7 protein-coding genes are annotated in these 6,370 nt (G+C 63.2%); 4 read left to right on the top strand and 3 right to left on the bottom strand.

Going from position 1 to position 6,370, the window contains the following annotated elements; genetic code table 11:
• Nucleotides 1-98: 98 nt before the first annotated feature.
• From MFF22_RS23060 to MFF22_RS23050, 3 genes are all read right to left on the bottom strand, one after another.
• Nucleotides 99-1,304: an NRAMP family divalent metal transporter gene (locus tag MFF22_RS23060; RefSeq protein WP_238253011.1), complete on the bottom strand. Its 1,206-nt coding sequence runs from the start codon at nucleotides 1,302-1,304 to the stop codon at nucleotides 99-101.
• Nucleotides 1,305-1,504: 200 nt separating this feature from the next.
• Nucleotides 1,505-1,723, bottom strand: a complete 219-nt coding sequence (locus MFF22_RS23055; RefSeq protein WP_238253010.1) for a PDZ domain-containing protein — start codon at nucleotides 1,721-1,723, stop codon at nucleotides 1,505-1,507.
• Nucleotides 1,724-1,754: 31 nt separating this feature from the next.
• A complete protein-coding gene (locus MFF22_RS23050) occupies nucleotides 1,755-2,243 on the bottom strand; it encodes an OsmC family protein (RefSeq protein WP_238253009.1) in 489 nt (162 codons plus the stop codon).
• 234 nt (nucleotides 2,244-2,477) lie between these two features.
• Here MFF22_RS23050 and MFF22_RS23045 point away from each other — a divergent pair, with 234 nt between their 5' ends.
• The 4 genes from MFF22_RS23045 (at nucleotide 2,478) to MFF22_RS23030 (ending at nucleotide 6,006) form a co-directional block, all read left to right on the top strand.
• Nucleotides 2,478-3,410, top strand: coding sequence for a LysR family transcriptional regulator (locus MFF22_RS23045; RefSeq protein ID WP_283206205.1), 933 nt, complete (start codon nucleotides 2,478-2,480; stop codon nucleotides 3,408-3,410).
• A 398-nt stretch (nucleotides 3,411-3,808) separates the two neighbouring features.
• Nucleotides 3,809-4,459: a BON domain-containing protein gene (locus tag MFF22_RS23040; protein ID WP_238253006.1), complete on the top strand. Its 651-nt coding sequence runs from the start codon at nucleotides 3,809-3,811 to the stop codon at nucleotides 4,457-4,459.
• Between the two features lie 93 nt (nucleotides 4,460-4,552).
• Nucleotides 4,553-5,122: a hypothetical protein gene (locus MFF22_RS23035; RefSeq protein WP_238253005.1), complete on the top strand. Its 570-nt coding sequence runs from the start codon at nucleotides 4,553-4,555 to the stop codon at nucleotides 5,120-5,122.
• 611 nt (nucleotides 5,123-5,733) lie between these two features.
• On the top strand, nucleotides 5,734-6,006 hold the full coding sequence (locus MFF22_RS23030) for a hypothetical protein (protein WP_238253004.1): 273 nt from the start codon (nucleotides 5,734-5,736) through the stop codon (nucleotides 6,004-6,006).
• The last annotated feature ends 364 nt before the right edge of the window (nucleotides 6,007-6,370 follow it).

Genomic DNA, 6,370 nt, shown 5'->3' with positions numbered 1-6,370 from the left:
CGGCCTTCGCCGGATGCGCACTTCTAATAGACCGGAGCCTGTTTTCCGAAGCGAGCGGTCCAACCTTCGGGTAAACCGCAACCCTGCCTGCGCGGCGGTTAGAGAAGGAAATAGGCGACGCTCGCGACGGTCATGATCGCGGTGGCCATCCAGCCGCTGACGCGCATCGGCGCCGATAGTTTGAGGCGTCCCATGACACGCCCGTTGCTGGCGACCAGCATCAGAGCCACCATGACAGGCGCCGCAAGAATGCCGTTGACGACGGCAGCCCAGTACAGCGCCTTGACCGGATCGAGGGCGGTGAAATTGAGAGCGACCCCGGCCAGGGTCGCCACCGACAGCGTCGCGTAGAAGGCCTTGGCATGCCGCAGTTGGCGATCGAGGCCACCGGTCCATTGGAACGCATCCGAGAGTGCGTAGGCCGCCGACCCGGCCAACACCGGCACCGCGAGCAGGCCTGTTCCTACGATGCCGAGGGCGAACAGCGCGAAGGTGAAGACACCGGCGATTGGCCTGAGGGCTTCGGCCGCCTGGGCCGAGGTTTGAATTTCGGTGACCCCGTTGGCATGCAGCGTGGCGGCGGTGGCGTAGATGATGAAGATCGCGATGACGTTCGAGACGCCCATACCCACCACCGTATCGGTTCTGATCCGGTCGAACTGTGGTCCAGCGTCCTCGGGTGTCCGGCAGAGGGGGCGGCCGGAACGCCTGTTCTGATCCTCGGCTTCCAGGGCTGACTGCCAGAAGAAGAGATAAGGGCTGATCGTGGTGCCAAGAACCGCCACCAAAGCTGTCGCATTGGCGGTGTCGAAGCGAATGTGCGGGACAAGGGTCGCGAAAAGAGCATCGTCCCACGGGACGTGTACGGCGAACACCACGGCGACATACGCGAACAGCGACAGGGTCAGCCATTTGAGGAGGCCTGCGTAGGGGCCATAAGGGATGAAGATCTCGGCGATAACGCAGAGGACACCGAAGCCGACGGTATAGAGCTTGGAATTGCCCCCCAGCAGGAGGGTGAGTGCGGCGCCCATCGCGCCGAGGTCGGCCCCGAGGTTGACGACGTTGGCGACCAGCAGCAGCGTCACGATGATGCGTAAGAACCAAACCGGATAGTGCCGACGGAGGTTCGCCGCGATGCCGCGACCGGTCACGCAACCGACGCGCCCGCTGATCTCCTGGATGACGATCATGAACGGCAAGCTGAACAGCATGGTCCAGGCGAGTCCGTACCCGAACTGTGCTCCGACCTGGGAATAGGTGGCGATACCGCTCGGGTCGTCGTCAGCGGCCCCGGTGATCAAGCCGGGCCCTAGACGTCGGACCATGCCGATCGCGGATGGGGAAGCAGGAGCCGCTTCGCCGCGTCTGCCTGGCAAGGCCGTCATACGCCGGTTCTGCCGTTGCTGCTGTTTCGCTTCGGTCGTCTCAGGGCGCACCCCCGAGCGTCAAAACTCGGTCATCCCTCAGCGAAATCCCGGCGATCGTCATTGTCCGTCCCTGATCAGCGGCTCTCGCCATGCGGGAGCAACTGACGATCCGATGCTGCTGAGATGTCAACATCCACGGTTTCCTCGACGCGGGTCCGCGCCCTGTGCTGGTCGTACCCGCTGTCCAGCGTGCCGGTCCGGTGCGCGACGCTCCCATCGGTCCTGACGGTGATGGCCTTGCAGCCATACCGGCCCCGGTGCCAAGCGTTCGTGATGCCGGCTCCGATGGTCACCGCGCGAGGCCGCGTCCTTGACCTCTATGAACTAAGCCAAGGCCGCGGCGGGCGGTGCGAGGGACACATCGAGATGGACAGGGTTGTGCAGCGTGCTCGCCACGGGCAACCAGAGCACCGTATGCTCGAGCAGCGCCGCCAACGCCTTTCGTGACGCGTCGGCATCGACTGTTACGGCGATCCGGATCGATGCGAATCCGATGATCTTCGGTTGGACGTCGTCGCTGCCCCAGACCGGCGTCATGTTGAGGTCCCCTTCCACTTTGATCTCCAGGGACCGGATCGGGATGCTCTGCGCCAGGGCGTTGGCGTGGAGGCCGATGGACAGGCACGAACCCAGGGCCGCGAGAAGGGCCTCGGATGCATTCGGAGCGACGCTCTCGCTGAGATGCGTCTCCAGCTCGGCTTCTTCCACCTGCTGAGGAGGCAGGTTTCGGATGTAGTTGAGTTGCTGCAGTCTTCCCCGTGCGACGGTCCGGCACCGAAGGGTCCTGAGGGGGGGGCGGATCCACGTCTCCATTCGTGATCGAGGCGTCAAGCTCAGCTTTGCCGACAAGGGACGAGGCCGGCTTGCCGGAGGGCGGGGGCAGCTTAGCCATATCGTAGACAGTTTCCTTATGAAACTTTGCGACAGAGACGTCTAAACCGCAAAAATTATCCGAAATTGGTCTCTTGCCTGTATTCTAAACTTATAAGCGTGACTTCCGGCATTTAATTGAGACGAGGAGACGATCAAAAATGCGGGGGGGAGGGAATGCTAGATTGGGATGACCTGCGATTTTTCTTGACCTTGGCACGGCACGGCAGCCTGTCGGCGGCGGCCAAGGTGCTTCATGTCTCGCAATCGACCGTCGGACGGCGCCTCAACACGCTGGAGGCGACCCTGGCGGTCCGACTGCTCAATCGAACCCCCGACGGCTATGTGCCGACGCTGGCCGGCGCGGAGGTCCGCGAGAGGGCGGAACGGCTGGAGGCGGAGACCCTCGCCCTTGAGAGGGATGTCGCGGGGCGCGATACCCGGCTGCGCGGGCTGGTGCGGGTGACCTGCTCCGAAACGATGGCAGCGCATCTGCTGGCACCGAGCTTCGCCGGCCTCCACGCGATGCATCCCGACATCATGATCGAGCTCATCCCCAATCCTCGGGAACTGAGCTTGGCGATGCGCGAGGCGGACATCTCCATCCGCATGCGCCAGCCGGAACAGCACGATCTCGTCGTGCGGCGGATCGGCGGCATCGCCTTCGGTCTCTACGCGACGCCGGACTACCTCGCGAAACACGGCGGGCTGAATGTCGATGACGGATGCCCGGGCCATTACTTGATCACGCAGATGGACGACAACCAGGAGATGACGCAGTCGGCTTGGCTCACCGAGCTGGCAGCCCGTTCCCTTGTCGTGCTTCAGACTAGCAGTCACGAGGCCGCCGTGTTCGCGGCCGCCAGCGGCGGCGGGCTGGCTTGCCTCGCACGGTTCCGCGGCGACGAGGAGGCGCGGCTGATCCAAGTCACGGTTCCCACTGAGCCTCCAAGCGCCGACATCCTCTTACTCGTCCATAAGGACAACCGGTACACGCCGCGGATCCGGGTTGTGCTGAACCATATCACCGAGAGCATCCGTTCCCTCGGTCATAAGCTCGAGCCCGTAAGGGCGAGTGAGGAGGGGGGCGGCGCCGTCGCCGTACGATGACGCTCTGACTGCATGTCGTGGTCCATCGCACCACGCTCCTGACCATCAGGGAGGCCGGCGTCGCGGAAGCGCTGACTTCGGTGTGACGGGGCGTTGGCGGTTCGAACGGGGGAGAGCCGAGTCGGCCTTGGACAGTCTTGCGGTCCAGGCCCGGCGTGAAGCCAAACATTCCAAGTGCTTCCAGGCGCACAAGGAGCGACGCCTGTCTATGGATTTTGGCTATGTTTCGCTGACCCAAATCAAAATATACGTTGGATCTCATAACATTTATGCGCAGCTTTATGCATAGCAGAAGATCAAATTTGGTCTTATCGCTAATGTTGCCGATGCGCTACGATACTTTCGATTAAATAGGCCGCCATACGGCAGCTGGAATCGTATCGTGAAGGCATTCCATCATGACCCCCGACGAGAGACTGAAGCACGACGTCCTGGCCGAGCTGGCCTGGGATCCGAGCATCACCGCGGCGGCCCTGGTGGCTAGCGCGAAGGACGGCATCGTGACGTTGACAGGGCGCACCACCAGCTTCGCACAGAAGCACGCCGCCGAGGCGGCGACCCATCGTGTGAAGGGGGTCAAGGCCATTGCCAGCGAGATCGAGGTGGACCTCCCCTTCGAACATCGCCGCACCGACGAGGATATCGCCGCAGCCATCGTCAACCGTCTGGACTGGGATGCCGCGATCCTTCCGGACACGGTCACGGCGCAGGTTCGCGACGGGTGGGTCACATTGAACGGGGCCGTGGACTGGAACTTCCAGAGAGAGACTGCGGCTCTCGACGTCCAGTCGATGCTCGGCGTCGTCGGTCTTACGAATCAGATCACGATCAAGCCGCGTGCGAACGCCGAACGCATCGCCGAAGGCATCCACAGCGCGCTCGGGCGCTCCTGGTTCTTCGACCCCAAGAGCGTCGGAGTCGCTGTGGTGGGTGACCATGTCCGGCTGACCGGCAGTGTCCACACCGAGAACGAACGCCGGCTCGCGGCCGTCACAGCCTGGGGCTGCCCGGGGGTCGCCATCGTCGAGAACGATCTCTCCATCGTCTGACGGGTCCCGGCATCCGTCCATTCGCGCCGAGGAACGCGCGCCGGCGGTGGACAGCCGCCTTCTCGCCCCCTGCAAACACGATCGGAACTTCCCGTGAGAACGACGACGGCACTGACAGCAACCTTTTTCCTCCTGTCGACGATGACCGGGGCCCGTGCGCAGGTGCCGGGTGGCGACCCTGCGAATGCCGCATCGACGATGCGCGAGGCGGGGCGTGAGGCGAGTCGAGCGGCCGACGCGGCACGGGAGGCGGCCCGTCTCGCGATGCAAGCATCGAAGGCCGCGGTGGAGGGCGCCCCGAAGCAATCCACCGATATGATCGGCAAGCTCGTGACCGAGGCGGCGGAGGCGGCGACGCGCGCCGAAACAAAGATCGCAGAGGCCAACAGGGCGGCAGGCATGGCGGCGAACGCCTCAATGCGTCGGGCCTCGGAATCCGCGCGGGAATCCGTAGAAGCGACGCGCCTCGCGGTCCAGACGTCCGAGGCGGCCGCCGGGGCTTCGGTTCGCTCGAACATGGTCGCGATGCGTCAGGCGGTGACGGCCGCGCGGGCGTCCATCGTCAAGGCCTCCACGGCTACCGCGAACGCTGCCCGTGCCGCCCGCGAGGCGGCCAGGACGACCTGGGACCGCGACATGGCGCGGAGCCAAGTCCGCGGCTGAACATCCGCAGGGGGTGGATTGCGACCTGGATAGGGAGAAGATCAACGATGGCGATGAGCAAGATGGCGCTCACCTGCAAGGATGCGGCACACCAGCATGAGCGCGCTGCCGCCCATTACCGTCATTCGGCCCGGCTTCTCGCGAACGGCCAGCCTACCGCTGCCGCAAAGGAGCGAGATCTCGCGCTCGAGCGGTCCGAGAAGGCACGGGCAGACGAAACCGGGCTTCGACCCGATGGAGTAGCGTCCTCAGAACGAACCAGATCTCAGGCGGTGTGGCATTTCATGGGCTGAGCATCACGGCGTGAATTGACGCTCGCAACGAGGAAACCACTTTTGAAAGCCACAGGTCTTCTGAGCAACTTGATAAGCAGGCTGCTGAAGGCTTTCCCGGTGTAGGAGAACGTCGATCTCAGGGCAAGGTACCCAAGCGGGTCCTTGCCACCGTCTATACGAGTGTAGCGAAGCATTCTCGGAAAGCTGGACGGAAGAAAACGCGGCGCTGCCCTGAATGGCTTGGCGGCACTCGTAGTGACAACGAGGTTGAAGCCAGCAGAGTCAAAACATTTTTTATTTCATGGAAAATCTGTATCGGCCTGATAGTTATATGAGATGACTGATTTTCAGACGATTGGGACGTTGTGCGACCGTAGGCTCATCTCGGAAGAAGAGGTGGACATAGCTGTCGAAGGCTTTTTGTCCGGATCGGAGGCGAGCGTGTTCCTGTTCCGGGCGGGGTATCGGCTGAACCTCGTCAAAGCCGTGCGCAGTCATCCGGGCGCGCAGGAGTTCGTCGGCCGTCCTAACGTCGGCACGGGACTTAAGCGCCCATTCGTGCGCGCGGCCATCCTCCAGGCCCGGCCGATACCGCAGCCAGACGACTGATCCGGACGGATCCGGTCGGCCCTTACGCAAGGTCCCAGATCTTCCTGCGCGTTCGTCCAAAGCGGATCACGTTGGCCTGTCGGAAGAACCTGAGAGCCATCTCACCCAGCGCCACGTCGCCTCGAACTGCGGGGCCAACTGAGCATCCCCTGAAGAAGACTGGGCGGGCCACATTCGCGAACTTGATCGTCAAAAATAGCGGGCGCCCTGGACACGGACTGCTGCTAAAGTAGGCCAGTTGGCATCGCGGCGAATGATATTCGACGCGTTCAATCCCTCCCGAGTGGAGCAAGATCCATCGCCAGGATCTCGTACAAAAGATCCTCGAAGCAGAGCGTCATGCTCCTCCGCCTCCCGGTTGCTT

It is taken from the genome of Methylobacterium persicinum, assembly GCF_022179525.1.
Taxonomy (GTDB): domain Bacteria; phylum Pseudomonadota; class Alphaproteobacteria; order Rhizobiales; family Beijerinckiaceae; genus Methylobacterium; species Methylobacterium persicinum.
This window is presented reverse-complemented; position numbering and strand designations above follow the sequence as displayed.